General features: G+C 56.8%; 27 protein-coding genes. 9 read left to right on the top strand and 18 right to left on the bottom strand.

Annotation, left to right across the window (positions count from 1 at the left end; all coding sequences use genetic code 11):
• From P0D71_RS35105 to P0D71_RS35095, 3 genes are all read right to left on the bottom strand, one after another.
• Positions 1 to 474, bottom strand: a 474-nt coding sequence (locus P0D71_RS35105; RefSeq protein ID WP_408483780.1) for a thiolase family protein, incomplete at its 3' end; no start/stop codon positions are given.
• A 68-nt stretch (positions 475 to 542) separates the two neighbouring features.
• A complete protein-coding gene (locus tag P0D71_RS35100; RefSeq protein WP_408298628.1) occupies positions 543 to 1766 on the bottom strand; it encodes a CaiB/BaiF CoA transferase family protein in 1224 nt (407 codons plus the stop codon).
• Positions 1756 to 2589: an HTD2 family dehydratase gene (locus tag P0D71_RS35095; protein ID WP_091808525.1), complete on the bottom strand. Its 834-nt coding sequence runs from the start codon at positions 2587 to 2589 to the stop codon at positions 1756 to 1758. The genes P0D71_RS35100 and P0D71_RS35095 overlap by 11 nt, the downstream gene beginning before the upstream one ends.
• A 444-nt stretch (positions 2590 to 3033) precedes the next feature.
• Here P0D71_RS35095 and P0D71_RS35090 point away from each other — a divergent pair, with 444 nt between their 5' ends.
• Entirely contained in the window at positions 3034 to 3849 is an 816-nt protein-coding gene (locus P0D71_RS35090; RefSeq protein WP_408298630.1) for an IclR family transcriptional regulator, read from the top strand.
• A 95-nt stretch (positions 3850 to 3944) separates the two neighbouring features.
• Here the strand turns inward: P0D71_RS35090 and P0D71_RS35085 are convergent, their stop codons facing one another.
• Positions 3945 to 4760: an IclR family transcriptional regulator gene (locus P0D71_RS35085; RefSeq protein ID WP_408298632.1), complete on the bottom strand. Its 816-nt coding sequence runs from the start codon at positions 4758 to 4760 to the stop codon at positions 3945 to 3947.
• Between the two features lie 550 nt (positions 4761 to 5310).
• Between P0D71_RS35085 and P0D71_RS35080 the strand changes: the two genes are divergently transcribed.
• The 3 genes from P0D71_RS35080 (at position 5311) to P0D71_RS35070 (ending at position 8201) form a co-directional block, all read left to right on the top strand.
• Positions 5311 to 5739: a VOC family protein gene (locus P0D71_RS35080; RefSeq protein ID WP_091808536.1), complete on the top strand. Its 429-nt coding sequence runs from the start codon at positions 5311 to 5313 to the stop codon at positions 5737 to 5739.
• 337 nt (positions 5740 to 6076) lie between these two features.
• Positions 6077 to 7390, top strand: coding sequence for an MFS transporter (locus tag P0D71_RS35075; protein WP_091808538.1), 1314 nt, complete (start codon positions 6077 to 6079; stop codon positions 7388 to 7390).
• 40 nt (positions 7391 to 7430) lie between these two features.
• Positions 7431 to 8201, top strand: coding sequence for an SDR family NAD(P)-dependent oxidoreductase (locus tag P0D71_RS35070; protein ID WP_091808540.1), 771 nt, complete (start codon positions 7431 to 7433; stop codon positions 8199 to 8201).
• Between the two features lie 143 nt (positions 8202 to 8344).
• On the opposite strand, the gene P0D71_RS35065 is transcribed toward P0D71_RS35070, so the two are convergent.
• The 10 genes from P0D71_RS35065 to P0D71_RS35020 form a co-directional block, all read right to left on the bottom strand.
• Positions 8345 to 8650, bottom strand: a complete 306-nt coding sequence (locus P0D71_RS35065) for an antibiotic biosynthesis monooxygenase family protein (RefSeq protein ID WP_408298635.1) — start codon at positions 8648 to 8650, stop codon at positions 8345 to 8347.
• 101 nt (positions 8651 to 8751) lie between these two features.
• The gene (locus tag P0D71_RS35060; protein WP_408483806.1) at positions 8752 to 9651 is read right to left on the bottom strand and encodes an NAD-dependent epimerase/dehydratase family protein; all 900 of its coding nucleotides are present in this window, start codon (positions 9649 to 9651) and stop codon (positions 8752 to 8754) included.
• A gap of 205 nt (positions 9652 to 9856) precedes the next feature.
• Positions 9857 to 10552 carry a 3,4-dihydroxy-2-butanone-4-phosphate synthase gene (gene ribB, locus P0D71_RS35055; RefSeq protein ID WP_091808546.1) on the bottom strand — a complete coding sequence of 232 codons (696 nt, stop codon included), beginning with the start codon at positions 10550 to 10552 and terminating at the stop codon, positions 9857 to 9859.
• Positions 10553 to 10712: 160 nt separating this feature from the next.
• Positions 10713 to 12587, bottom strand: coding sequence for a sigma 54-interacting transcriptional regulator (locus P0D71_RS35050; RefSeq protein WP_494478307.1), 1875 nt, complete (start codon positions 12585 to 12587; stop codon positions 10713 to 10715).
• A gap of 346 nt (positions 12588 to 12933) precedes the next feature.
• The gene (locus P0D71_RS35045; RefSeq protein WP_408483804.1) at positions 12934 to 13707 is read right to left on the bottom strand and encodes an acetoin reductase; all 774 of its coding nucleotides are present in this window, start codon (positions 13705 to 13707) and stop codon (positions 12934 to 12936) included.
• 48 nt (positions 13708 to 13755) lie between these two features.
• On the bottom strand, positions 13756 to 14805 hold the full coding sequence (locus P0D71_RS35040) for a 2,3-butanediol dehydrogenase (RefSeq protein ID WP_408483803.1): 1050 nt from the start codon (positions 14803 to 14805) through the stop codon (positions 13756 to 13758).
• A 116-nt stretch (positions 14806 to 14921) separates the two neighbouring features.
• Positions 14922 to 16043: an LLM class flavin-dependent oxidoreductase gene (locus P0D71_RS35035; protein WP_408298646.1), complete on the bottom strand. Its 1122-nt coding sequence runs from the start codon at positions 16041 to 16043 to the stop codon at positions 14922 to 14924.
• Positions 16044 to 16109: 66 nt separating this feature from the next.
• On the bottom strand, positions 16110 to 16640 hold the full coding sequence (locus P0D71_RS35030; RefSeq protein ID WP_408483802.1) for a flavin reductase family protein: 531 nt from the start codon (positions 16638 to 16640) through the stop codon (positions 16110 to 16112).
• Positions 16641 to 16953: 313 nt separating this feature from the next.
• Positions 16954 to 17694, bottom strand: coding sequence for a hypothetical protein (locus tag P0D71_RS35025; RefSeq protein ID WP_408483801.1), 741 nt, complete (start codon positions 17692 to 17694; stop codon positions 16954 to 16956).
• Between the two features lie 140 nt (positions 17695 to 17834).
• A complete protein-coding gene (locus tag P0D71_RS35020) occupies positions 17835 to 18770 on the bottom strand; it encodes an alpha/beta fold hydrolase (protein ID WP_408483800.1) in 936 nt (311 codons plus the stop codon).
• 94 nt (positions 18771 to 18864) lie between these two features.
• Between P0D71_RS35020 and P0D71_RS35015 the strand changes: the two genes are divergently transcribed.
• From P0D71_RS35015 to P0D71_RS35005, 3 genes are all read left to right on the top strand, one after another.
• Positions 18865 to 19767 (top strand): LysR family transcriptional regulator, encoded by a 903-nt coding sequence (locus tag P0D71_RS35015; protein WP_408298654.1) that lies wholly within the window; start codon positions 18865 to 18867, stop codon positions 19765 to 19767.
• Positions 19768 to 19910: 143 nt separating this feature from the next.
• On the top strand, positions 19911 to 20186 hold the full coding sequence (gene frmR, locus P0D71_RS35010; protein WP_091808572.1) for a formaldehyde-responsive transcriptional repressor FrmR: 276 nt from the start codon (positions 19911 to 19913) through the stop codon (positions 20184 to 20186).
• Positions 20187 to 20244: 58 nt separating this feature from the next.
• Positions 20245 to 21354: an S-(hydroxymethyl)glutathione dehydrogenase/class III alcohol dehydrogenase gene (locus P0D71_RS35005; RefSeq protein WP_408483799.1), complete on the top strand. Its 1110-nt coding sequence runs from the start codon at positions 20245 to 20247 to the stop codon at positions 21352 to 21354.
• A 145-nt stretch (positions 21355 to 21499) separates the two neighbouring features.
• Here P0D71_RS35005 and P0D71_RS35000 read toward each other — a convergent pair whose 3' ends face one another.
• Complete coding sequence (locus P0D71_RS35000; RefSeq protein WP_091808577.1) at positions 21500 to 22408, bottom strand: LysR family transcriptional regulator; 909 nt, start codon at positions 22406 to 22408, stop codon at positions 21500 to 21502.
• Positions 22409 to 22605: 197 nt separating this feature from the next.
• On the opposite strand from P0D71_RS35000, the gene P0D71_RS34995 reads away from it, so the two are divergent.
• Positions 22606 to 23304, top strand: a complete 699-nt coding sequence (locus P0D71_RS34995) for an SDR family NAD(P)-dependent oxidoreductase (protein ID WP_408483798.1) — start codon at positions 22606 to 22608, stop codon at positions 23302 to 23304.
• A gap of 194 nt (positions 23305 to 23498) precedes the next feature.
• On the opposite strand, the gene P0D71_RS34990 is transcribed toward P0D71_RS34995, so the two are convergent.
• The 3 genes from P0D71_RS34990 to P0D71_RS34980 form a co-directional block, all read right to left on the bottom strand.
• Complete coding sequence (locus tag P0D71_RS34990) at positions 23499 to 23885, bottom strand: putative quinol monooxygenase (protein ID WP_408483797.1); 387 nt, start codon at positions 23883 to 23885, stop codon at positions 23499 to 23501.
• Between the two features lie 192 nt (positions 23886 to 24077).
• Positions 24078 to 24275, bottom strand: coding sequence for a tautomerase family protein (locus P0D71_RS34985; protein WP_408483796.1), 198 nt, complete (start codon positions 24273 to 24275; stop codon positions 24078 to 24080).
• 319 nt (positions 24276 to 24594) lie between these two features.
• Positions 24595 to 25575, bottom strand: coding sequence for a LysR family transcriptional regulator (locus P0D71_RS34980; protein ID WP_408299001.1), 981 nt, complete (start codon positions 25573 to 25575; stop codon positions 24595 to 24597).
• Between the two features lie 156 nt (positions 25576 to 25731).
• Between P0D71_RS34980 and P0D71_RS34975 the strand changes: the two genes are divergently transcribed.
• On the top strand, positions 25732 to 26127 hold a 396-nt coding region (locus tag P0D71_RS34975; protein ID WP_408483795.1), incomplete at its 3' end, for an LLM class flavin-dependent oxidoreductase.

Genomic DNA, 26127 nt, shown 5'->3' with positions numbered 1-26127 from the left:
GTACAGTTTCTTCATCAACGGGTTGACGAAACGCCAGCCGATGGTCGTGTCATAGATTTCGGCCTGACGCGAGAACGCGCTGGTTGCCTTACCCATCACGAACGGCGCGCGGCTCATGCTTTCCACACCGCCCGCCACCATCAACGCGGCCTCGCCCGACTTGATGGCGCGCGCGGCAATGCCGACGGCGTCCATGCCCGAGCCGCACAGACGATTCACCGTCGTGCCCGGCACGCCTTGCGGCAAACCGGCCAGCAACAGCGACATACGCGCGACGTTGCGGTTGTCGTCACCGGCCTGGTTCGCGCAGCCGTAGATCACGTCGTCGATCGCGTTCCAGTCGACGTCCTTGTTGCGCTCCATCAGCGCCTTGAGCGGCACCGCGCCCAGATCGTCGGCGCGCACCGACGACAGCGAACCCGCGTAGCGGCCGATGGGGGTGCGAATCGCGTCGCACAGGAATGCTTCGGTCATGGTTAATCTCTCAGAGTCTAAGTTTTTGTCCCGTCGTTGACCATCGCATGGCGCGCCATGCGTGTCCGTCAGGCAGCCGAGCCCCGGCGTCCAGAACTCTCTACAGCCGCCCCATCCGCGAGCAGAGTCTCGATCTCGGGCGACGAAAAACCAACCTCTTCAAGTAGGGCGCAAGTCTCCCACCCTCGTGGTTGAGAAAATGACCGCAGCGGCGGATACGCATTATCGAAACTGATTGTGGGCCGGATTGCGACTGTTTTGCCTTCCGTGGGATGCTCTTCATACTGGAGCAGACCGACTGCCTCAAGGTGAGGGTCGTGCGGTAGCGTCTCGAGCGTATGACACGGTTTGACTGCGATGTCCGCCCGCTGGAGGATGTCCAGCCATTCGGAAGTCGTCTTGTCGGTGAGGGGGGCGCCACGAATCTCGAACCACTCCTTGACGTTCTCTGCGCGCGCACCCACCGTCGCGAAGCGAGGGTCGCCGATAAGCTCCGTTCGGCCCACCGCATTCAGAAACGCACGAACCTGCTGATCCGTGTTGATCGTAAAAGCAATCCAGCCGTCCGATGTTTTCACCGGCTTGTTGTGAGGGCTGAGAAGTCGAAGGTCACCCGGGGGGCCGACCGGCGGGTCGAAACTCTGCTGCGCGAGATGCTCCTGTAACACGAACGCCGACATCGTCTCGAACATGGGAACTTCCAGCGTCGATCCTTTGCCGCTCACGTTCCGTTGCAGGATTGCGGCAAGGATGGAACCCGCGGCGATTTCACCCACGACATGATCGCAGATGAGCATGGGCACGTACGCCGGCACACCGTCTCTTGCAAGCGTCAACCCGGTCATTCCGGTTGCCGCCTGAACGACGCTGTCGTACGTAGGGTGGCCTGCGTACGGGCCATCAGTGCCGTAGCCGGTTATCAGGCAATAAATCTTGTCGGGATGCCTCTCTCTCAAGGTGTCCGCATCGAGTCCCAGGCGCTTGAGCGCTTGCGGCCGCATATTCGCGATGATCACATCAGAGGACGCGACAAGCTTGTCCATGATTGCCTGGCTACCCGGTTTTTTCAGGTCGCAGCAAATGTTGCGCTTTCCACGATTCAAATGCAGGTAGGCACCCGAATGCTGCCCCGTTGGCGATAAGCCGCCGAGCCCACGCATGAGGTCGCCATCAGGGCTTTCTACCTTGACAACCTCGGCGCCATATTGCGCCAGCCTTGCCGAGCATACTGGCCCCACGACGACACTGGTCAGGTCGAGTACCCGAATTCCTTTCAGCGGTTCAAAAGTCATTTACTTCAGCCTCCATCTCTGCAGCGATTTTTCCCGTCTCATCGTGCGCTCTCAGGCGCCATTTTTCGCCCTGACAATCCGCCGCGAGCGTGATTTGCCGACCGCAAAACAACGGTGCGGCATTCTTCATCGTGAAGCTACGCAGGTTGAGTTCAAGCTCGTTCCGCGCGAACTCCGTGAGGAGCAACGTTGACAGGCCGCCGTTGACGACCAGGTCCGGGAATCCCTCAACCTCTCGTGCATACGTCCGGTCGATGTGAATCTTGTGGGAGTTGAACCCGAGCGCGGAGTACTGGAAAAGCAACGTCTCGTCGGGGCGCACCGACTTGGTGGTTGCTCCAGTAACGGCTTGGGGCTGTCCTGTTACGGGGCTGTATCGGGATTCGGGCAGCAAGACGTAGGTCTGCGTTTCGGTAATGGCAGGAGCGGTCTCGCCGGCCAGTCTCAGCTCGTGATCAATCGTCGCGATCGCAATCGGCCCCGAGGCGTTCTGTTTCTGGACAAGACTTCGGATTGCGCTGACCCGCATAACTTTTGCGCCAACGGGGATGTCGCTGTGGTACTGGACGGTTCGTCCGCCCATCAGCAGGCGAGGAAGCCCCAGGTCGGGCATCGGGACGCCGAGTCCAGGGAAACCATCGGAGCGAAGTTCGGATCGACGGGTGTCAGCGCCCATCAGGACGAAATGCCAGCCTTTTGGAAGCGGATCACCTTCGGCGAAAGCTCCCGCAGGCAGATCCAGCATCGCGGCCACTCGCCGTACAGCCGAGAGCGAACAGATCTCGTCTCGCGTTGCCGGCTGGTATTCAACGTCGTTAAGCATCGGTCGTTTTCCTCTAGCGCTGCGCGACTCCCGGCTCCGCCGTCGCGGCGGTGGAGTGCTGAGCGAAATCTGCATATATGAAATTTACATTTCATTAGTAATTGTATAGTTTCTATGCAGTGCGTAAAGTTATGGTAAACGCCAAGCGCAATTTCATGAGTGAATTGATTGGTTTGCTGGTGAGAAATGGGGGCGATTTTACGAGATGTGAGCTGCAGCGGGGAGAGATCGCCCCTGAACGTGGCAGGAGGTTGGTGCGGGCGTGGAACTGGAAGGCGGCAGAACTCGATTGAATCGTGCAATCTGATCCAGTAAAGTGACCCGATTCCGCCCTTGTGCACCGCAACGAGAGTGAGAAGGCGGTCTAGCCGGTGCTGCCCAAGGGTCCAAGCCGAAGGCCCGCCCCCTTAACGTGAAGCAAAGCGAGATTCTGAAGGCCCCATAATGAAGGACGATGTTACTGACGCTGAAAAATCCACGGACTCGGAGGCACGCAGCTATTCGGCGCCGGCACTCGAGAAAGGTCTTGATATCCTTGAGATTCTTTGCCGGACGGAGAAGCCGCTTTCACAGAGAGACATCGCGCAGCAGTTGGGACGCAGCGTGGGTGAGATCTACCGGATGATTGCCGTTCTGGTCAGTCGTAACTATGTGACGCAGGTTGACGACAGCTACTACATCACGACAAAACTGTTCGAACTGTCTCATAACAATCCGCCGACTCACCGGCTGCTGATAGAGGCTCGTCCTCTCATGCAGATACTTTCCAGCCAGCTCGACCAGGCATGTCATCTTACGGTGTACGGTCAGGGCCGCCAGATCGTTATTGCCAAAGTCGATTCACCTAGCGGAATGGGGTTTAGCGTGCGGGTAGGATCCGAGCTTGACGTGATAGTGTCGGCGTCCGGGCGGGTGCTGCTGGCGTTCCAGGACAAGGAGACGCGGCTTTTCCATATTGAGGAATCGCTCAAGCGACGCCCCGAGCAAGTCGATCCGCAGATCGATGGCGTCCTCGATTTCATCAAGGAGCGGGGTTATGAGTCAGCTCCGAGTGTGCAGGTGCGCGGGTTATACGTGGTGAGTTACCCGATTCTGGACTCCCAGAATCATGCTATCGCTGCGTTGACGGTTCCCTATGCGGAGCGGATCGACCAGGCCCGGCGAAAATCCATCCCGGAAATCGAAGAAGCCCTCGGCGATGCCGCTCGGCAGTTATGTGCCCGGATTGGCGGCCCGTCACGAGCACGGCCAGCCCGTTGATACGCGGTGTAGGTGCCTGCTACTCTGCGGCGAACGTCCGGCAGCCGCTCGTCGCCGAAACAGATTTCCGCTGAGCTTGGCGGCGCAATTTTTTATTACCTTTCTTCAGGCCCGCGCGACGCGCCACCAATACGGGCAGAAATAGCGCTTGCGGCGCCCGCCAGCGCGTCCTGAATCGTTGTTATCGAATTCCTGGTCATCTGGTCGATCCTTTCTGCGTACGGGATTGTCAGCGCTGCGCTCGCATGCCCTTGAGAATCAAGTATCGGGAAGCTGACAGCATACAGTCCCCGTACCTGTGAGCTCGGCGCCGACTCAAAACCACGGTCGCGGATGGAATCCAGAACGATGTCCATCTGAGGATGGTCTTGGTCAGCCCGGCGCTGAAGCGATTCGCTCACTCGCAATCGCCTGGTCTCGGCGCCCTGAAACGCGACCAGCACACGGCCAGAGACGGAGATCAGTACGTCCAGATCAGAGCCGACCCTGAGACTGAAACCCATACCGCTCGGAGTGTCGACCTTCGCGATGACGACCTGCTTTCCCTGGTTATAAACCGTCAGGTGGCACGACACGTCCAGATCGCTTGCAAGTCTGTTCATCACCGGAGTCGCTTCGAGCAAGAGGCGGTGAGTTGGTGGGTTCTGGTGGGAAAGCTCGAACAGCTTTGTCGTGATGTAGTAGCTGTCGTCGGCTTGTGCAACGTAATTGCGGTTCACGAGACACAGCACCATGCGATAGATCTCACCCACGCTCCTGCCGACCTGTGCGGCTAGATCCTTCTGTGTGACCGGCGTCTGACTTCGGCACAGAACTTCCAGAATATCCAACCCTTTCTCCAACGCGGGCGCCGAGTAGTGCCTCGCACCCGGCTCGACTGACTTCACTACATCGTCGAAATCGTCACTCATCAGGTAGTTCTCCGGTTGCAAATGTCGCGGCGCTCGAGACGTTGCTCGAAATGCATACACGTGCTGGCGACGGCGATCCTGCCCGCGCTAAGGCACTCGTTGCACTAATTTTATAAGTGAAATGTTATCTGCACAGGTGATTTAATTCTAAGTGTTTTCCCTTGGCTGGCAACTCAGCGTTGCCTTCGGCAGACCGCAACGCGCACTTTAAGCTCCAGCGACCAACCGGGCGGTCGCGGGAGTGGATTCGTCTTAACCAATTGAAATATAACCATTTTATTGGTTTTTAAATGCGAGCCTTGCGTTCAACGATCAGCAAGCCGCGGCAGCAAACTATTCGAACGGCTCCACATCCAACAACAGTAGGTGTTTTCACTAGTGCATAGTTGACTTCACCAATGAAACGTCTTAACTTGTCACCAAGCGCTCGGCAAACCTGGTCCAGATTCAACAACGTGCTGTGTAAGCAGATGTTTGCCACCACCCGAGCGCAGATCAACACACTGTTAATCGCAGTGTCTCACTGTCTCGAACTGCTAGAGGATCCACCATGAAGTTCAAGTTCCACCACATGAATCTCTGTACCGACAGCCTGCCGCGTTTGACCAAGTTTTATCAGACGCTCTTTGAACTCGGCACGATCCACGATGAGGAGCATGCGCGGGTCAATGCTGAAAGCACGACGACGGGGTACAACGGAAAAGTCGACTTCCTGACGGATGGCGATATCGAGTTTCACTGGGCAGAGCGCGATCTCGACACGGGTTTCAAAATGAAGCAGATCGTCAACCCCATGGCTCGTGGGCATTTCTGTTTCCGAACGGATGACATCGAGGGCTTCAAGAAGCGTCTTGACCAACTTGGAATCCGCTACTCGGACTACGGCCGCTGGGCGATTGCTGGCTGGCACCAGGTGTTTCTGCAAGACCCGGACGGCAACGTCATCGAAGTGCATCAGCCGAACCTCTTTGGCAAGTGATTTGAAACGTTCTACCTGAGTGCCTGTTATTCCGCCGTGAAAGGCTTTGGCGCCCCGAGCGCCGAGCTTTTCAACGGTCGTCATACGCTGACAGACGTCTCACATTCAGTCTTCCAGAGAACAAGAAGCCGGCATACATATGGCCGGAGGAGACCGCAGATGGAATTGCTTGCCCGGTGTTACCGGCCGCTTCAGCAAGCCGGCGCACCCCTGAGACGCGATGGCATAGCTTGTCTTCATGCGGATGTAACTGAAGCTCGAACCTGACATACCGGTCGGAGTGTTTAGACCGAATGCGTTGCCAAACTATTTAAATCATCCAGCAGGAGACAGCGAAATGAGAAATACCTTAACGATGGAGGTGCCAGTCGAAGAGTCCACCTCGATGGCGAAGCGAGCGACCATCGCCAGCACGATTGGTGCTGCGCTGGAGTGGGTCGACTTCACCGCCTACGGCGCAGTGGCCGCGACTGTCTTTCCAAAGCTATTCTTCACGTCGATGGATCCCAACATGGGAATCCTGGCGGCATTCATTACGTTTGGTGTGGGCTTCTTTGCACGTCCGCTTGGCGGATTGTTCTTCGGCGCGCTGGGCGATCGCATCGGCCGCAAGAACATCCTGCTCTATACCCTGTCTCTGATGGGGGCTGCCTCGTTTCTGATCGGTTGCCTACCGACCTATGCCACGATCGGCTTCGCCGCACCGGTGTGCCTTGTACTTCTGCGTTTCCTGCAAGGGTTCGCTTTGGGCGGCGAAGCAACCGGGGCGCAGCTGATGACAATGGAACATGCGCCACAGAACCGGCGCGGCCTGTTTGGTTCCTTCATCAACATCGGCTCGTCGCTCAGTGCAGCGGTGGCGAACGGAATGCTTTTCGCGTTGGTCAGCCTCCTCGGCACAGAGCAGTTTCAGGTGTGGGGTTGGAGGGTGCCGTTCCTGTTCAGCTTTGTGCTTGTCATTGTCGGTCTGTATATCCGGCTGCGCGTTTCTGAAACGCCGGCCTTTGAGGAAGCACACGCGAAAGGCCAGGACGACCGGGTTCCGCTGGTAAAAGCATTTGCGCAGTATCCGGGAACCATCGTCCGACTGTTGATCGTGTGGTGTGCGCCTACAGCGTGTTTTTACGTGATTACAGTATTTTCGCTGAGCTATATCACGAAGAATCTGGCACTTCCCAGCCAGACAGCATTCCTCTGCCTGATGGGCGCGAATGTGCTCGCGGTATGCACCGTGATCGGCGGTGGAGCGGTGAGCGACCGCATCGGCCGCAAGCCCACGATGCTGATAGCGTCCATCCTGACGATGGTAATTGCCCTGTCGTATTTCACTCTCCTTGACACGAAGAATTGGTACGTCATTTTCCTCGCGATGGCGGCCTTCATTGGTTCGCTTCAAATTCAGTCGGGCGTGCAGCCCGCATATTTCGCCGAGCCGTTCCCGACGAATGTCCGCTATTCCGGGTCTGCCGCGGCATATACCGGCGCAAACTTGTTGATGGGCGGCCCGACTCCGTTCATCTGCGCCTGGTTGCTGCAGCGTTCGGGCGGGCAAACGTGGGTCATCACCGCGTTCTGTGCTGTCATCGTGGGCGCATCGCTCATTGCAATTCTGACGGGCCCGGAAACACGGCACCTGGATATCAAACGTTAAGCTCCGCGCAAGCGGCATCAGTAGAAAATGGAGTATCGATATGCTTTTGAATGATAGGGTTTGTGTAATTGTCGGCGCGGGTTCGCTGCGCGGGATCGGCTACGCGACAGCGGAGCTATTCGCGGAACACGGTGCGAAAATAGTCGCGGTCGATGTCGTCATGAATGACAGTATTGCGGCTGAAATCAAAGCATCGATCGAGAAAAAAACCGGACGCGCAGCCGAAGTCATCGGCATCAGGTGCGATATCGGCGACGGCGCGGACTGTCGACGATTGTTCAAAGAGGTCCTCGCACGTTACGGATCGGTCGACGCTCTTGTGAACAGTGCTGCTATCGTCAAGGCGCAGTCCTTCCTGACAATCGAGGACGAGGACTACGATCGGATCATGAACGTGAATCTCAAGGGCGCCTTCAATCTTTGCAAGAGTGCGCTGGAAATCTTCGCGGAGCAGAAGCGTGGCGCGATCGTGAACGTGGCATCGGTAGCCGCGCAGAGGGGAGGGGGCCTTGTCGGCGGTGCGCATTACGCCGCATCGAAGGGTGGCGTAATCAGCCTTACGAAGACCATCGCACGTGAATTCGGTCCGATGGGCATTCGTGCAAACGTCGTCTGTCCTTCAATGACCGAGACCGGTATGCTAGACGGTATGACCGCAGATAGGCAGCGCGAGATTGAAGCGACCATTCCGCTGCAGCGGGCAGGCCGGCCCGTTGAAATTGCCGGTGCTTGTCTTTTTCTCGCGTCCGACCTTTCGGGCTATGTGACCGGCGCAACAATCGATGTTAATGGTGGGAGCCACATCCATTGAACCGGGTTCGCACCGGCTCCCTGTGTGTGGCCTGGAATGTTCGATCTGGCTGCCGACTGCGAGCATGAAGGGACTAAAAGCCGGTGCAAATCTGTAATTTGCATTGCCGCCACAACGAAACTTTGATAATGCAAGGGTGACGCTTAGGACGCGGATGTCGCGACGACCTCGAAGTGCTCGACGACCGGGGGGCTCTCGAAGAACGGCCCTACGATAGTGCGCCATTCGGTGTAGGCAGGAGATTCACGAAATCCTATAGTGTGATCTTCCAGGGTCTGCCAGAGAATTTGCAGCAGATATCTCTCGGGAGACTCGATACCTCGACGGATTTCATAGCGCTGAAATCCCGTTGCTTTGGCAATGACGGTGTCCAGTCCAAGCCGAATTGCTTTTTCGAATTCCGCGTGCATGCCGGGTCGAATCTGAATGCTGGCTACTTCGAGAACCATTTTTCACCTCGAGGTCTTTGGAAAGTGGAGAGACGTGAGCTCAATCGCGGCGCGCTGAGAGAACGCCCTAATTGGCGCAAGGCGTTAATGTTTCGCGGACTTCAAACCGGCATTTCGGTCGTGATCCAATCTATCACGGAATGGTGTCGTGGCGCCCACCCGAGTTCAGTTCGCGCACGCTTGGCCCGCACTCGGCTATTGCTTCCGAGTGAATAGAATGCACGACCTTCGCCCCATTTGTGAGCTGCATCGGCGGCAGAAAGGTTCTGAACGGCACCGAGCCCAAGTCTGGCCGAGATGGCGGCCCCGATATCCGCAAATGAAGCTTCGCCGTTTTCCGCGAAATAGAATGCCCCCGGAGGTGCTGTCGCCAGCACGAGCAGGTATAAGTCGGTTAGATCGTCGATGTGAACGTTCGACCATCGGTTCGTCCCGTTGCCGACGATTTGAACGACGCCCGTCTGCAATGCGTTGTCGACCAGGGCGGGAATTTGCACGCTGCGAAGCCCGATGCCGCGACCGACGCCATAGATGTTACTGGGGCATATGACAGCGGAGCGCACGCCTCTATCTGCAGCGCCGACGACTAGCTGGTCGACAGCGCGCCTCGGTTGCTTGGATGCTTCAACAACGAAGGTACTTTCTTCGTCGAAGATCATGTCTGATGCATACAGACCTCGGGCGTCGTCGCCAATCACACTCGAACCGCTTGTGTGGATGAAAGGTTTTTCCGTGCCTTCCAAGGCCGAAATGAAAGTCACCACAGAGGCTAAATGGTCTGCGCTCGCGGTGTCGATCACACCGTCCGCCTGCCGGGCCTCTGTGCCGAGCAGATCGGCGTCATCGAGCGTGCCTATGACTGGTTCGACGCCTGATTTTTCGAGTTGGTCAGCCTTGCCTTGCGAACGAACAAGTCCGCGGACACGGTGACCCGCGGCGATCAGTTTTGTGGCCACGCTGCCGCCGATGTATCCCGTGGCTCCGGTGAGGAAGATAAGCATAGAACCTCGATTCGAATAGCCCAATTGGCATTTGGCCCGTCGAGGAGCCTATTGCCCGAGGCTTTTGATGCTAGCGTATTTCATGAGTGATTCCAATCGTGCATATGTGAAATACACTATTTCTGCGCCGATGGAAGGCTTGGTTGGGCCCCGACCACCCGACCCGCTCATGCTTGGGAGAATTCCTGCCGGGCCGGTGTACGAGTCAGGCTGCGACGCTGTCTGGTCGACGTGATGTATCACGAGGAAAATCCAGGATTTCCAATTCCAGGCGGAAGCGGACGAGATCGTCGATCGTGATAAGGGGTAACCCGTGCAGGCGCGCGAAGTGCTCGAGCTGCGGACGTCGTGCCATACTGCCGTCGTCATTCACGATTTCGGCCAGGACCGCCCCCGGCCGCAATCCCGCCAGGCGGGCGAGGTCGACCCCGGCCTCAGTGTGTCCTGGACGCTCCAGAATGCCCTCACGAACCGCGCGAAGGGGAAAGATATGGCCGGGCCGACTGAAGTCGCAGGCCTGACGCGAAGGATCAACGAGCGCTCTGATCGTTGCCGCTCGTTCGCTGGCGGATATGCCGGTGGTGATCCCCTCCCGGAGGTCGACAGACACGGTGAAAGCAGTACGCATTGAATCAGTGTTTTCCTCGACCATGAGAGGGAGCTGGAGCTCGGATGTCCGCTCGGCCGGTAAGGCCACGCAAAGTAGGCCGCTAGTCCATCGGACCATGAAGGCAATTGTTTCGGGTGTCGCATGTTCCGCAGCAACAATCAAATCGCCCTCGTTCTCGCGATCTTCACCGTCGACGACGACCAGAGGCGTTCCATTGGCCATTGCCGCCAACGCCTCCTGAATGGCGGACGAAGTCAAATTGCCATCGCGGCCGATATTGTCGTAGTTCATTATGTCTCCTGTTGGGGTAGTACTTTTAGCGACAGGATGCGTGCAGATAGCATGCCAGTTTGAAATACCCTATCAATCAAGGGCCAGGAACCTTCGCCACTGTTGCAGATGACACGCGCTGCGACAGTTTCTGTCGCAGCGGTCAGTACGCTCGTGCGACTCAATCTTCCGGGCGGTCGATCCCGAGTGACCTCATCTGCCGGTGCAACGTGGAACGCGAGACCCCGAGGCTAATGGCGGCTTCGGAAACATTCCAATGGCTGCGCTCTAGCGCTACTTCGATTGCATTGCGCTTACCCCGAGCGGGTGTTGAGACCTCGGTGCCATTCCGGGCGTTGAGCGGAGGAGGAAGATCGTTCAGAGTGATGACTCCGTCCGAATCAACTGCGACAGCGAAGCGCGCAGCGTGGTGCAGTTCACGTAGATTGCCAGGCCAGTTGTGTGCTGCGAGTGCGCGTCTCGCCTGCTCGTCGATGCTTGAGAAGCGCTTGCCGATGTTTCTCGACGCTTGAGCAAAGACCTGCTCGACCACCTGAAGTCGATCTTCGCGCTCGCGTAGAGCCGGGAGTCGAACGGTTGCACCGGCTAGTCTGAAATACAAGTCTTCCCGAAACTTGCCCTCGCGCACGAGTTGAGCAATGTCATGCAAACTGGCCGCCACCAATGCGAAGTTCACCCTGACGGAACGGATAGCGCCGACTGGAACGAATTCACCATCTGATAAGACCTGTAAGAGCCTTGTTTGCAATCCGAGAGGCATGTCACCAATTTCGTCAAGAAAGAGCATGCCGCCATCCGCCTCAAGCAGGCGCCCTTTGGACCCTTGCCGAGCGGCGCCAGTAAATGCACCGGGGCGGTAGCCGAACAGTTCGCTCTCAATCAGTTCGGCGGTGATTGCAGCACAGTTGATCGAAACAAATTTTGCGTCATCGCCTCCAACATCCATATGGATGGCACGGGCCAGAGCGCTTTTGCCTGTTCCGGTCTCCCCCTGTAGCAGAATGGGAACATGATGAGTCACGAGCCGGCGGGCGATGTTTATCGATTCACGAATACCCTCGTCATCACCAATCAGCTCGGTCAGACATGGGCGTTCCGCCGTCTCGGTACGCAGACGCTGGCTACGCTGGGAAGAACAGGCCGTCGACGTTCTGCGACGGACTTCTTCCGCTCGCAGGAAGATTCGGCCATTCACCGACGCGAGCGGCGTTGCCGGTTGGTCGGTGGCGTCGAGCCACTCTTCCATACCTTGTACCTCCGAGAGAGGCTGTCCAATGAGCGGCATGGACCGATTGTGCAACATCAGATGTGCCGCAGGCGTCGCATCGAGAATGTGGCCGTTCGAATCCAGGGCCACGCGCGCTTCCCCCGCGGTGTCGCAAAAATCGCTGTGCTTCGAGATTCGCAGGATCAGGTTGTCTGCATTACGTCGGTCGAAATACAGGTTTTCGATGCGGCGCGCCGACGCCGAAATGACGTTTCGCACGACTGCCTGCGTGGCATGGTCAGAAGGCATCAACGTCGTCACGTTCAACACTGCCACGAGTTCCCCGGCGTTTCCAAAAATCGGCGCAACGGTGCAACTAAGCCGTTCAAGTGACGATGCGAAGTGATCACCCATCACGACCGAGAGGGGGCGTTGCTCCTGCAGGCAAAGGCTGACGCCATTCGTGCCTTGTGCCTGTTCGGTCCACATGGATCCGGGAAGAACGCCGGCGGCCGCGCAGGCATCCAGCGTGAGCGCGTTGGAGCGGAAATCCAGAGCGATACCATTACAATCGGTCAACATCACGATGTAATCCTGCTCCGCGAGCAACTCAAAGAGGCGCTGTACCTCTCCTTGCGACAGCGCAAGCAGGTCGCCCATGGGTTCTCGATGATCCTTCAGTTCGGACGGAGACAACACGAGCGGGCGACCGATTCGATCGGGACTCAGGCTATGCTGTCCAACGCAACGTTCCCACGATACAGGGACGCTGCCATCAGAATGAGGGCCGGCCTGCAACGGATTACGCTCGACTGACGTCAACACCATGCTTTTATGGCGATCTGGCTGCATCGACTTTGTCTCCAGGTCCGGGCCTTATGGCCCGTGTCATGTATCAGATAATACATGCCAGCCGCTGATTCTTCATGGTCTGGCGACTCGCCAGGGCGTAGGTTCGTTCGGGTGCGGGCGTCTAATCCAAATCCGGTAATCGACCGATTGCAATGATTGGCCGAGCCTATCGCTGAGAGCGAGCCTTATTTAAAGCCCTTTTTGGTTTTCTGGCCTGACAGCGCGGCGTCTGCGAAAGGTAGATGGCGCCCTTGTGCAATGATCGACAGCGAGCAGGATCGGAGCGCCGAAAGCGCTGATCCTGCTCGCCGCCGTCGCGTGGTCAGACAAACAGCATGCCACCGTCGATTAGCAGCGATTGTCCTGTCATGTAGGTGGAATCGGGGCCTGCGAGCCACGACACCAATCCCGCCACGTCGTCGCCCGTGGACACACGCCCAAGCGCGATCCCTTGCGCCATAGCTTTCATAGACTCGCCTTTGCCGACCTTGTTAATCGCACCGAGGTCTCGATCGACTTCCACCCACATTTGCGTGTCGACGATTCCGGGGCAATAAGCATTGACGGTGATGCCATGAGGAGCCCATTCCTGAGCCGCTGACTGCGTGAGCGCACGTACGCCGAACTTCGACGAGCAGTAGACGCCCAACAGAGGAAACCCTTTATGTCCCGCGATGGAGCAGGCGCCGATAATCTTCCCGCCCGTGCCTTGCTTGATCATCCATCTGGCCGCTTCGGTATAACAAAGGAACACGCCGCGTCCATTCACAGCATGCACCTTGTCGTACTCTTCGGGCGTCACGTCCAGAAGTGCTTTGGTTTGCGCAATGCCGGCGTTGGCGACCATGATGTCAAGGGATCCAAGTCCGCTTGCCGTGTTTTCGACCAGTTTCTTGACCGACTGAGGCTGAGAAATATCGCCGTACAGGCTAATTGCTCTGACGCCCGACGATTCGATTTGCTTCCGGGTTTCCTCAAGTTCCTTTTCCATCGAAGGGAGGTCTGAAACAGCGATATTGTGACCATCTCTTGCAAGCCGAAGCGCGATGGATTTCCCGATACCACGAGCGGCGCCCGTAACGTGAGCAACGGTCATGACTCGTCTCCTTGATTAGATTTGATTGATGTTGATACAAAGGCGAAATCAGGCAGTTGGATCTACGAGGACCTTCATTTTCCGGCCGGCGCGAAGTTCCTCGAAGCCCTGCGTGAGTACACCGCTCAACGGAACAGTCTCAACCCAACCGGTTGTCTCGTAGTGTCCCTGGGCCATAAGGTCAATGACTGCCTTGTAATCGTCGCCGGTGTAGCAGATCGTTCCCTGTATGCGTCTTTCGCGCAGAACGGCGCTGAGTAACGGCGTTTGTATGGGCTTGTCGTAGATCGCAACGCTGACAAGCGACCTTTGTTCTCCCAGACAGTCGAGAGCCGTTGCGACGGCTGCGGGCACTCCCGCTGCGTCATACGCCGCATCGACTCCATTTCCGTGGGTCTGGTCCAGAATCATCTCAGTGACATTGACGCGAGTCGGATCGATAGTGCGAGCGCCCAGCGTCTCGACCGCTTTGCGACGTGTTTCGGATGGTTCGACGAGATCGATTTGCGTCAGCCCCATGCCCTTGAGCGCGAACCAGAGACCAATTCCGATTGGGCCGCCGCCGAAGACAAGCGCACGGCTTTCTGGACCGACCTTGCCGAGCTTTGCTGCGTGATAGGCGACCGACATGGGTTCCACCAGTGCGCCCATATCAACAGGAACGGAATCGGGAAGCTTGTGGACCATATTGCGAGGCACAACGGTGTATTCGGCCATCCCACCATCCGCCATCAGGCCGTGGAAGCCAATGTGGTTGCATACGTTGTAGTAGCCACCTTTGCACGGTCTACACGTGCCACACCGATAGATAGGTTCGACCGCGACTTTGTCGCCTTCACTAATGTCGCTGACACCATTGCCGACCGCCGTGACAATGCCCGAAAACTCATGCCCGATGACAAGAGGCATCTTTTTCCCGGTCAGCGGATGTGGATCGGTTTTGGGTATGAAAATTGGTCCGTCGTAATACTCGTGCAAGTCAGTACCGCAGATTCCGTTTCGACTCACTTTGATCTTGACTTCGCCGTCAGAGACGGAGGGTTCCGGAATATCTTCAATCGAAAGTTCGCAATTGCCGTAATAGACCGCAGCTCGCATTTCTTGTCTCCATATGTCTTATTGCCTGCGCAGCAAAGGGTAGACAGCGGCATTCGTTCGAACTTCGATGAACCGATTCCGCTGCCAGACCCTGCAGAAATGAGGCGCGGTGTGCTTTACGCCGGCTCGGCCGCTTTTTGTGCGTGGGCCGTTGCGCTGCGCAGGCCGGGCATGACTTCGGTTGCCAGCCGTCGCATCGTTTCCCATTCCCACTCGCGGTTTTTCCCGGCACCGTCCATTGAGGCCATCATCAGGCCGCCGAAGGGGCCGGTGCGTTCCCGGAAAGCGACAAGTTTGTCGAGGACCGTTTTCGGTGAACCGTAGACAACCATGCTTTCGATCAGTTGCTCGACGGTCACTTCGTTGTCGGGTTTCTTCGGGTCGTCTTTCATAACGGCGGTGTAGTCGACGGCCTTAAGAATTCTCCACATGTAGTCGAAGTAGTAGTAGCTGCTCCCTTCGGGATCCATCACGCGATCACGTGCTTCCGCGTCGCTTTCGGCAATGATCATATTGCGCGCGACTCTCCAGGCTTCGCCCGCGGGTTCGCGCCCGACTGCTTCGCAGCCCTCCACATACTTTTTCCAGTGGCTTGCGACGACGTATTCCGGACAGAAGTTAGCCGTCATTGCGCCGAAGCCCCGCATCGCGGCGACCTTCACACTGCTGGAGAAGGGCGACATCGCCGTCATCGAAATTTCCGGGAAAGGCTTCTGAAACGGCTTGGGCATGTACCCGACGCCGAGTTCGGGAATCACCGATTTCTTCAACGAAATAGTCCAGTGCTTTCCCTGAATGTCGTAGGGCGGGTCTTGCGACCAGATCTTGAGGATTGTGTCGATGGATTCCATCATCCGCTCGTTCCGGTAAGGCGTGTCTTCGACGTCGAACATCTCCATGTCACTCGAGAGGCCGCCAGGACCAATGCCGAAGATGAAGCGCCCCTTGGACATATGGTCGAACTGGGCAACTTCCGCCGCGACTAGCGCGGGATGATGATTCGGCAATGCGATCACGCCAGTGCCGAGTTTGATCTTCTTGGTCTGCCGAAGCACTGACGCGAGGAAAATGAGCGGCGCAGCTATCGGCTCAGTTTTACAGGACGTGTGTTCGCCGAAAAATGCTTCGTCGAAGCCGATCTCATCCGCGTAGATTACCTTTTGCGCATCTTCCTCAATGGTTTCTCCCAGTGAACGGGTGGGAAGGTGAAGTGGCATGCCAAACAGACCGAGTTTCATATTGTCTCCAATTACTTTGTAGCGGAGCGGTCGCCCCGAGGTGAAGTCAGATAGGCTGGTAAAGGTTCAAGCGAGTGCAACTTCTCGTGATACGCCTGCGCTGGCTCCGTTGAACCAGACGAGCGGGTCCACTTCACGGTCGTAAAGGCGCACGGCGGTGACGCGCCCGATGAAGAGGGTGTGAGTGCCGTAGCCCACGTGATGGTCAAGTTCGCAGAAAATGGCGGCAGGGGCGCTGCTGAGATAGAGCAGGGAGTCGGTCCCTTCATACCAGTCGTCGGAGGCGAAGCGTTCGGTGCGTCGTGATGACTGCGAGAACGGCAGGAGCAGGTCAAGGTGTGATTCACCGAGCAAGTTGACGCAGAACTTCCCGGTTGACTGGACGACCGAGTGCAGGCCGGCCCCTTGATTTGCAGAAACCAGCATGGATGGCGGATCCATCGAGACGGGAATGACAGCGGAGGCCGCCATGCCGTGAGGATTTCCACCGAGATCACGGCCCGTCACAAGGGTCACGGATGAAGCGATACGCCGCATTGCAGTGCGGAAGTCGGCCGCGAGTACCGGGTCGATCGTTAGTTCAGGTGTCTGATTCATGAGGTCACCTCGTAATTGCAACAGTGGAAGGCACCCGATATAGAGCACGGGCCTTGCCAATGGAACAATTCACGCAAAATCAGACACTTGCGTTTCCTTGGTGTGTTGCGTGCGCGACACCGTGCGACACTACTGTCGCGAGAGGATCGGTCTCAGCGCCTGAGGCGGCCATATGGTCGAGAAACATGCCGTGTACACCGCTAGTGGTTAACCACAATGAAATGACAGGTCTTATCGGGCGGGCTCTTATGAGTAGGCACAGCGAACAAAGACGTTGGCGGTCCACTTGCCCTCCAGGCTGAAACAACCGAAGTCAGTCGTCGTCGCCTGCCACCGGGGCGACACTCAGGTTACGGAAGTAAGCAATGGTTCCAGACTCAATCCAGAGGCCGACGCCACCGCGTTGGTCGTGCCCGAGCTTCATGTCGTTGATCACTATTGTGGGACGGGGCTGACGATTCAGATGAAGTTGCGCGCGGTTCCCAAAGACCGTGATCTTCATATGTATCCACTGTGCCGGCGCAATGTCCGCATAGGTTTCGTACATCTCGGGTGATTCGGAGCGCAGCCGAGCAAATGGATAATCCGGATGTGAAAAATACTGGACGGTATGGTTGCGTCGGACCTGATCGTCGGCGATGGCATTCGTCGGGCGAAGATAAATGCTCTCAAAACGAAGCGCTGCGTCTACCCGGAACGCAACACCAACGAATCCACGGGCATATGACGGTGCATTGGGCGCTACCTGGCTAGCCACGTCGACTTCTATCGTCCCATCATGAAAATCTAGTGGCAACCACGCCATGAAATGCCGGTCGGTTAGCTGTTCCCTGGTCGGGTCTTGATATGCCGACGTCGGCATCGTGATTTCTAGTGATTGCTCACCGAGAAAAGTTGCATTGCTGAGCGAAACACCCGAGAGACGGAAGGCGTGCGGAGCGCCGAATGCGCTCATGGTCGAGGCGAGTTGCACGGCATGCTTTGCAGAGACGCTGGAATCCTCTTCATCACAACGCTTCATATCCACTAAATTTCTGATTTCATGCGGCCACACTGGACGTCTCCATGTTTTCATTGCAGGCGCACTGGCGGAGCCGGTTGATTGGGTCGTGTCTGCGCGCCGATTGTCCAAAAAGCGCGATTTTTCATTCCGCCTTCGGAAGCACCTTCGCCGATGGCGGGTTGTCAGCTTGCTCATTCATCCAGAAAGGCACGGAGATCAGCCGAAAATTTATTTGGATTTTTGAACATCAGGAAGTGGTCCCCATGCTCTGCGTCGGAGTAGTTGTACAGTTTTGCGCCAGGTATTACGGATTGTGCCCAACGCTGACTTGGCAAGTTGTTGCTCTGTTCGCCGGAAAAGATGGCGACAGGTATATTCATCTTGTGTTTGATGACGTCGCGCCAGTCGTTCATTGCATGATCAAACAGTACGCGTGACAGCGCTTTCGGATCATTCTTCACGAACTCATTGGCAAAGCTTTCGGAGTTGATGAAATAGGGAGAGTCCATTTGCGAATAGCGTTCGATCGCCTTCATGTCGACTATGAGATTGTTGGTGGGCGCCCCTTCAGTGAAAGCGGCAACCATTCTTTCTACCGAGGTCGTCATCCCACCAGCGTTACGCCGTTCTTCTTCCGACCAGTTTGAATGGGCATAGATCGAAATCGGTTCATCGACAAACGCCGCTTTTCGAATACTCCCGGTTCCGAATAGATCCACATAGCTCCACAAGACAGCGGCTCCCATCGACCAGCCGCAATAGTTTGCCTTCTGCAAGCGCAGGTGGTCGCCAAAATCCCTCAGGTCGACGGCGTATCTGGCGATCCGATTGCCATAGTCGACACGCTGTGAAAGTCCTTGATTTCGGACATCGAGCACATAAACCCGGTAGTGCCGCTTCAGTGCGTAAAGAAGGTTTACGTATTGCGCGCCGTTGCCGGACCAGCCGGGGATGAAGACAAGAGGCTCGCCCGCGCCGGCGGCCCAATAGGCTAGCCTGACGCCGTCACTCGTGGTGAAGTGGCCAATGCAGAGGTCGGCGAACTCTGACAGCTTTGATGGAAAGTCGCTCAAGGCTTGAGGAAAAGTAAAGTCCTTGCCAAGGACATCAAGTGCCGAATTAGTCATGTCAAAAAGTGGTCGACGGATCGTGCAGTATCCGCTTGAGTCAATCTATGATAAATGGTCAAATTGGAAGAACATTTGAAACAAAACGGATGCAATGGACCGATTGACTAGCATGTCCGTGTTTGTCAAAGCCGTCGAACTTGGGTCGTTCAGCGCGGCTGGTGACGCCTTGCAGATGTCGTCGCAACTCGTCGGCAAGCACGTCCAGCATATTGAGCATCGATTGGGGGTGCGTCTCCTGAACCGGACGACCCGGCGCCAGAGTCTCACTGAGTTCGGTCGTTCGTTCTACGAGCGTGCCAAGTTCATCCTGGCGGAAGTCGAGGTCGCCGAAGGCCTTGCCGCTGAAACGCGTGCGCTACCCACCGGCAAACTTCGAGTGAATGCGCCGGTGAGCTTTGGCGTGCATTCACTCTCACAACGGCTGCCCGACTATCTGAAGGCGTATCCGCAGGTCGATGTCGAATTGAGTCTGTCAAATCGGGAAGTGAATTTGATCGACGAGGGGTTTGATGTCGTTTTCCGGGTTGGGGCGCTCACTGATAGTCGATTGGTAGCGATATCGTTGACTCCCTACAGGCTCGTGTTGTGTGCGGCGCCGAGTTACGTGAAGAGGCACCCGCCGCTTCTGACTCCACTCGATCTGCAAAACCAAGAATGTCTTGGGTTTGGGCATACGGAATTGCGAACACATTGGACGTTTGAAGGGCCAACTGGTCGAGTGGCGGTCCCTATTACCAGCCGCTTGACGTCCGACCATGGTGAAGCGTTGCTATTCTCGGCGCTCGCGGGCCTTGGGGTCATCCTTCAGCCAATCGAGTTGGTGAGATCCGCGCTGGACAGTGGGCAACTCGTGGCATTGTTGCCCGATTACTCGATCCCAACGCGTCCAATGCACATGCTCTACGCTCCGGACCGGCGGGTCACACCGAAAGTTCGAAGCTTTCTGGATTTTGCCGCCGCGGAATTCGGCGCAATCGATTTTACGATGGACTAGCTTCCTATGACCGTGGCCCGATGCCGTCAGGAAGACGCCGGAGTCATGGGCGGACGGGATAAGACGCTTTGTCACATCTCGTGCTGGATACTACCACCCAGTATTGGTATATACTGCCTACCAGTATAAAGCGAGGTGTTTGGATGCCACATACAATCGAAGAGCAAAAGCGCGTTCTAGCCCGCGTTCGTCGCATCAAGGGCCAACTCGACGCGCTGGAGAATGCGTTAGTGTCGGGTACGGAATGCGGTCCTATCCTTCAGCAAATTGCTGCGGTTAGAGGGGCGGTGAACGGGTTGATGGCGGGAGTTCTCGAAAGTCATTTGCGAGAGGAATTCCCACCAGTGGGAAAGGTGACCGACTCGCAGCAAGCTTCGATCGAGAATGTCGTCTCCCTCGTCAAGTCCTACCTGAAATGATGGCCAACCGTTGCGCCCGGCTTTCGTTTATTGACTAAAAATTTTGGATGGAATTCGTATGAAATCACGCGCTGCTGTTGCATTCGGCCCCGGTAAGCCACTTGAAATCGTAGAGCTAGATGTCGAGCCGCCGCGCGCCGGCGAAGTTCTCGTCAAGATTACGCATACCGGTGTTTGCCACACGGACGCCTTCACAATGTCTGGCGATGATCCTGAAGGACTCTTCCCGGTTGTTCTTGGACATGAAGGCGCGGGTATCGTCGTCGAAGTCGGCGACGGTGTCTTGAGTGTGAAACCGGGTGACCACGTGATCCCGTTGTACACGGCGGAGTGCGGTGAATGCCTGTTTTGCAAGTCGGGTAAGACCAATCTTTGCGTGGCGGTGCGCGCGACTCAAGGCAAAGGCTTGATGCCCGATGGCACAACCCGGTTCTCGTACAACGGTCAGCCGATCTATCACTACATGGGGTGTTCGACTTTCAGCGAATACACGGTGGTCGCTGAAGTATCGTTGGCAAAGATCAATCCCGATGCCAACCCCGAGCATGTCTGTCTCCTTGGGTGTGGGGTCACAACCGGAATTGGCGCCGTCCACAATACGGCCAAAGTGCAACCGGGGGATAGTGTCGCGGTCTTTGGACTGGGAGGCATTGGTCTGGCTGTCGTCCAGGGTGCCCGTCAGGCGAAGGCGGGTCGCATTATCGCGGTTGATACAAATCCGGAAAAATTCGAGCTCGCGCGTGTATTTGGAGCGACGGACTTCGTGAATCCGAAGGATCATGCAAAGCCCGTACAGCAGGTCATCATCGATATGACAGGGTGGGGCGTTGATCACTCTTTTGAATGCATCGGCAATGTGAATGTCATGCGCGCGGCGCTTGAATGTGCCCATCGCGGATGGGGACAGTCGGTGGTGATCGGGGTAGCAGGGGCAGGCCAAGAAATTTCTACGAGGCCATTTCAGTTGGTCACCGGCCGTACATGGAAAGGTTCGGCGTTCGGCGGCGTGAAGGGGCGCAGCCAGCTTCCTGGAATGGTCGAGGACGCGATGCGTGGCGAAATCCAGCTCGCTCCGTTCGTGACGCACACAATGCCGCTCGAGCGAATCAATGAAGCTTTCGACCTTATGCACGAAGGGAAATCCATTCGTACTGTCATCAATTATTGATTGAAGGCAACGGTCTCGGGGGCGTGCGGTTCATGCACGCTTATATGGCGGAATGCTTTCGTCACGCGACATTGGCGGATTTCATTGTCCGCCTTGAAAGTCGGCCAATTCGCCCATCCGGGAGAAAGTGTTTGGATTTGTCGGTCTAATCAAAGCGCCCCTGACGTCCTAGCTCAACCAGCGCGTCGACAACATGCCGTACCTTCGGCCGCAAATGCGCAACTTGCGGCCACACCGCATGCACATCGACTGGATCCGGGCGGTAGTCGTCGAGAACGGTGACGAGGCGGCCGGCATCGATGTGCTTGCGAAAAAGCGACAAAGGCATCTGACATAGACCGAGACCTGCGGCAGCAGCGTCGATCATCGCTTCGCCATCGCTGATCTGATGTGTCGATGGAGGGTGAATCCGGAACGAGCGTCCGTTCTGCTTGACCCGCCACGACAGCGGCTGACCACGGCGATAACCCACCACACATCTGTGCGCGCTGATGTCGTCGAGGGTGTGCGGTGTACCTTCACGAGCCAAATATGCAGGCGATCCACAAATCACCCATTGTTGCGATGCCAGCCGCCGCGCAACGACCCCGCTAGAGTCTGCAAGTTCGCCGAAACGGATTGCCAGGTCGACTCCTTCCTCAACTGGATCAATCACGTGATCGGTGAACGTCATGGTGAACTGGAGCCGCGGATAGGTGTTTCCGAGCTCCAGTAGAACCGGCATTATGCATTGCCTTCCAAAAGCGGAAGCCATGTCTATCCGCAGCCGCCCAGCGGGTTCGCGTGAACCCGGACCAAGGGCAGACTCCGCCGCCGTAATCTCGTCTAGCGCCATTGCGCACGCGGCGAAATAAGCTTCACCATCCGCTGACAGCTTAATGCGGCGGGTCGTGCGGTGAAACAACTTGACGCCAAGCCGTTGCTCCAGACGCCCGATCGATTTGCCGACGGCAGACTTCGAAATGCCGAGTTGATCCGCAGCCTCCGTGAAGCTGGACGAACGCGCGGTGGCTACGAATGTGGCGATGCCATTGAGGGATTCGAGTGAGTTCATTGAGCATTTGACGCCGGATAGTAGACAAATTTTCTACGATAAGCGGAAGTCTAGCCCATTTATCAGCGTGCTACTCGTCGATAAGATTGCGATTACTAGCGGCGACACACCCGCTTGTGTAACGCTCAAAGCAGATCCTCCTTATGGAGACTGTAATGTGCAACGCTGCTCCTTGAAGCCATCCACGAGGTTCTGCCATGCCTGAAGTTCAACATCAACCCACTATCCTGATCGCCGGTGCATCGCGCGGCATCGGTCTGGGACTCGTTCGGGAATATCTCGCTCGCGGCTGGCGAGTGATCGCAACGGAGCGCAAGCCGTCGCCCGCACTCGCTGCAGTCGCGACCGATGCGGGCGCCAATCTGGTCATCAAGACGTTGGATATAAATGATCGTGCCAACATTTCGACGTTAGCGGACGATCTGGACGGAGAGTCGCTCGATGTCCTTTTCGTGAACGCAGGCGTTAGCGACAATCCTAAGCAAACTATCAACGAAATCAGCACGGAGGAGTTTGCGCATGTGATGGTCACGAACGCGTTGAGCCCGCTTCGGATCGTTGAAACGTTGAGCCCGCTGGTGAGGAAGGACGGCAGCGTGGCGGTCATGTCAACGGCTCTCGGTAGCATCGCCAACAATACGGATGGCGGCTATGAGACTTACCGTGCCAGCAAGGTGGCATTGAACATGTTGCTGCGCAGCTTCGTTGCGCGCGCAGGGGAGCAACGATCGTTTCTGGCGCTGATGCCTGGTTGGGTGAAAACCGATATGGGTGGACCCGACGCGCCGGTCGAGGTAAGCGACAGTGTCCGGGGCCTCGCGGACGTAGTCGCTCAGCACGCCGGTAAGCAGGGACTCGTGTTTGTCGACTATCAGGGCAACACGATTCCCTGGTAGGCGAGAGTCTGACTCAAGAACGGACGGCAGCCACACTTAGTGTGTGGCGTTCAACCAGCCCCGACGCTAATGGCGACGTGCGTGGACCGTCTGCCCACGCCGCCAAACACGCAATCCTTTTTCGGGCGGCTAGTGGCTCGCGAACAAAGGCCGCGGCGCATAGTAACTTTGCGGGCCTCGTCGCGAGCGAGTATCTAGTCCCAACGCTTGAATCCATCGAACTGGACCAGGTAGGAAGGGCCGAAGGCGTCGAGCTTTTGCCGCGCCGCCTGATCAGGGTCGCCGTAGACGGTGAGCGCTTTGACTGTCACTAACGACAGAAAGCGCTCGGCATAGGGCGCGAAGGTCAACTCCACGTGCTCGGTGATAGCCCTTGAATTCCGGTAACGCTCAACGATATGGACTACGTTGCCGTCAGCGCTCGAACTGTATTCATACATGATCGTTCCCGGCTCCGCCTTGGCCAGCGGAACGATTTCAGCAATCAACTGTTTGAACTGCTCGAATCTTCCGGCTTTAACTTCGAGCGAAAAGACGCATGTTATTTCATTGTGCATATTAGATGGAAATATAGTGGTCACGTGCAGCGAGAACCCTTGCTAATCAGAATTCAACCCGATCTCAGAGAGCCACCTGCACGCAAGGACGACCGAATAAAGTTCGCGCTCGATTCCGCAAAATGGAGTACGGCTGGATCGCGAGTCCGCTGGGACCCGCGGTCGTGGTCACTCGCGAAATGTGGACTGGCCACGCGTCCGGGGACGACGTTGGTGTCACGGCGATACTCGATCGCCCCCGAACAGTTGACCTGCGCCCGCCCAGTTCGAAGGCGCGACGTCTTCGAAGATGACATAAATGTACTTCGGGTCGGTGCCGGTATTCTTGACGATGCTTTCTGTGATTTCAGCAGCGACTGCTTTTTTTGCAGTGTTGTCCTTTCCTTCAAACCAACTGACTCGCACGACGGGCATAACACACTCCTTAAGGAACTGGGTTTGATGGGCGGCGACATCGGTCTTGGCGCCTCGCGCATCACGTGTAACTTCAGGTCCAGTCTATCGGAGAGTCCGGGGCGGATAAACAGCCGAAATATACGATCTGAGTAGAAAGGATGTCGACAATGTGAGTGGCGAAATTTCGTAAGTGGGGGCCGTCAACGGGGTCAACAGCCGTTGTTCGGTTTGAACCCAGAAAATTGGGGGGGCCGAAAGCCTAGCTGCGTCTCTGTGATCTACTGGTTTCACCGCCCTGTTGAACGAAGGGTTTGGCGCAATGCAAAGGCTCGCCTCGCTAGGCTGAACTGCCTGTTCGTCGGCGGACGGTGCGAAGACGATGCTTTGCGACAGGCTCGACAATCTTTTCGCCGGGCCTCTCCTGTTTCGCTCGACTGTCGCCCATCTGCGCAACCATGAAATCGACGAATGCCTTGATCTTGGGCAGCGGTTGGCGACTAGATGGCCAAAGCAGGCAGACGTCGCGGTGATCTTGAATGTGCTTTTCCAGTACCAAAACCAGGCGGCCATTCTCGAGCGCATTCGACACAATGAAGTCGGGTAGGAGCGCGATCCCCAACCCGGCCTCAGCCATTTCGAGCAATGGGTCGATCGCATTGGTAACTGCGGTTTGTGGAAGTTCGACGTTGACTGGCTGGCCGCGTGATACCAGCGGCCACGGCGCGAGCTTACCGGTGCTTGGATAGCGATAGCGCAAGCACGCATGACTTGGCAAATCCGCGGGCCGGGACGGCATGCCGTGCAGCGATACATAGGATGGTGCCGCAACCAGGCGATGTTGGTAGCCATTGAGCTTGCGCATCGTCAGGCGCGAATCGTCGACGACTCCGATCCGCATGACCGCGTCGAAACCCTCGTCGATCACATTGACGAGCCTGTCACTAAAGTCCAGTTCGAGTTGAATCTCCGGGAACTGCTTTTGGAATGCGATCAGTAGAGGCATCAAATGCATGCCAAGTTGTGGGAGACCGACGCGCAACTTGCCTTGTGGCTTGCCAGCGGCTTCGGTCACCTCCGCCCTCGCGGTATCGAACTCCGCAATGATCCGATAGCAGCGCTGCAGGAATCGGCTGCCTTCCGAAGTCAGTGTTATGGCGCGTGTTGAGCGGTGGAACAGCCTGACGCCTAATTCCTCCTCCAGTCGCACGACCGACTTGCCAATAGCGGAAGACGAGACGCCCAGCCTGCGACCGGCCTCGGTGAAGCTGCGCGTTTCGGCTGAGTGAACGAACGCGCCCAGCGCCCCAAAGTAATCCATCGACATGGAATCCCCTCATTTCATCCTTATTTTCCGATATGTTTTGAATATAAGCCTATTTTTCTCGATACAGAAGCCCTTTACAGTGTCTACATTCGATGCCGGGCGAGTCCAACCTCTTACTGAAGCGCGGCATCCTCCTTCCCCGAGACTGCAATGGCGACAATTTCATCGACCGGCCAACTTCTGCCCGAGCTTGCGCGGCATCCAGGCTACTCCCGTCTTTTCCAACCTGGCCACCTGACCTTCGGTTTCATCGCGCCGCTAGAAAGTTATCCCGATACCCCTGGCCCGACCTTGGCCGGTCACGCCGAATTGGCGAAAAGGGTGGACGATGCGGGTTTCTCAGCCATCTGGCTGCGCGATGTGCCGTTCTACGACCCGAATTTCGGCGATGTCGGCCAGGTTCTGGATCCTCTGATCTATGCCGGCTACCTCGCCGCAATCACGCGTCGCATCACGATAGGTACTGCGGGCATCGTACTGCCGCTCCGTGATCCGTTGATTGTGGCCAAGCAGGTTGCTACGGTCGACCAGTTGTTGGGCGGACGT

The organism is Paraburkholderia sp. RL17-383-BIF-A, from assembly GCF_046028015.1.
Classification (GTDB): Bacteria; Pseudomonadota; Gammaproteobacteria; order Burkholderiales; family Burkholderiaceae; genus Paraburkholderia.
The sequence above is the reverse complement of the archived record's forward strand: the minus strand, read 5'-3'. Positions and strand labels throughout refer to the sequence as shown.